Source organism: Psychrobacter sp. TB20-MNA-CIBAN-0197 (assembly GCF_040309765.1).
Lineage (GTDB): Bacteria > Pseudomonadota > Gammaproteobacteria > Pseudomonadales > Moraxellaceae > Psychrobacter > Psychrobacter submarinus.
The window spans coordinates 1-1,204 of sequence record NZ_JBEOPC010000069.1; the positions used below are offsets into that span (position 1 = coordinate 1).

Genomic DNA, 1,204 nt, shown 5'->3' on the forward strand with positions numbered 1-1,204 from the left:
TTGACTTCCTCCCCTCCCTAAACGGAGGGGATTCCTTCTACAAGACGGTCAAGCCCGACCGCAAGAATGTTTTTGGCCGCGTTAATATCGCGGTCATGAGTGACACCGCACTCGCATATCCATTCTCTTATTCCAAGATCTGCTCTACCTTTCGGACTGTTTTGGCGTGAGCCGCAACACGAACAAGTCTGGGTGGTGTAACTTTCATTAACTTCGATATAGTGACAACCTGCATACTTGCATTTATAATCCAGTTGTCGCTTCATCTCAAACCATCCTGCGTCATAGACAGACTTAGCTAGTTTGCTTGAAGTAAATGAGCTTGATTGAAGTTTACCGACCACTATCAAGGCGTTGTCCTTAATCAGACTGGTGGTAAACTTGTGAATTAAGTCTTGACGAGTGTTTTTTATCTTGGCGTGAATGGCTTTTACGCGCTTTTTATGGTTTGCTCTTTGAGCAATGGTAAGTTTTTTAGCCCATTTCTGGGTTTGCTTAATGGTTAGCTTGTCGCCTTGGCTGCTGGTAGCAGCATCCTTACACCCTAAATCAACACCAACCTTACCATCACCACCTTTAACCTTAGGAAAGTCTTTAACGGTGATACAGGCATACCAGTGGCCGCGATTGTCTTGCACTAGCTCCAGAGTATTGATGCTGTACAGGGCTAGATTATAGCTGTCCCATAGATCTATTGTGAGTTTTTTACCCTTAGCGAGGCTTAGTTGGATAGTGGACTTAAGGCTTTTCTTGCCTGATTGACGGGTTGCTAAGTGCTTAATGGCAGTCTTTTTAAACGGAATCCAGCCCAAGCTTCTTCTCTTGGCTTTTGGATTATTAGTACGCCAGTTGAGTTTGGCTTTTTTAAACTGTTTACGGGATTTAGCGTGAACCTCACTGATCGCTTGCAAGGTTTGACTGTGCAGATTTAGGTATTCACTAGCCCCTTTGGTGTACGTGGCCAAGTCATAGGCTGAAAAGAATTTGCCTGTGCGCTTAAGATGTTTAAAACTAAGCTCATTGACGTAATTCCAGACAAAGTTGACCGCACCAGCTAAGATATTGAGCTGCTTGGCATGTTTGTCTTTGGTGCGTAGTTTGAGCGTTTTCATAGAATGATTATGATCTCAATAAGCAGAGTTGACAAGGTAGATGTCATCTTAGGTGACAACGGTTGACGCCTTACATCCATGCCCTAGAAGGA

General features: G+C 43.9%; 1 protein-coding gene. It reads right to left on the bottom strand.

The features are described 5' to 3' along the window. Positions 1-17 precede the first annotated feature (17 nt). A complete protein-coding gene (locus AAEY83_RS12645) occupies positions 18-1,112 on the bottom strand; it encodes an RNA-guided endonuclease InsQ/TnpB family protein (protein ID WP_025643888.1) in 1,095 nt (364 codons plus the stop codon). Positions 1,113-1,204 lie beyond the last annotated feature (92 nt).

Bases quoted from the DNA above. Each gene is read 5' to 3' on its own strand.
- AAEY83_RS12645 (WP_025643888.1), bottom strand. From the start codon at position 1,112: ATGAAAACGCTCAAACTACGCACCAAAGACAAACATGCCAAGCAGCTC.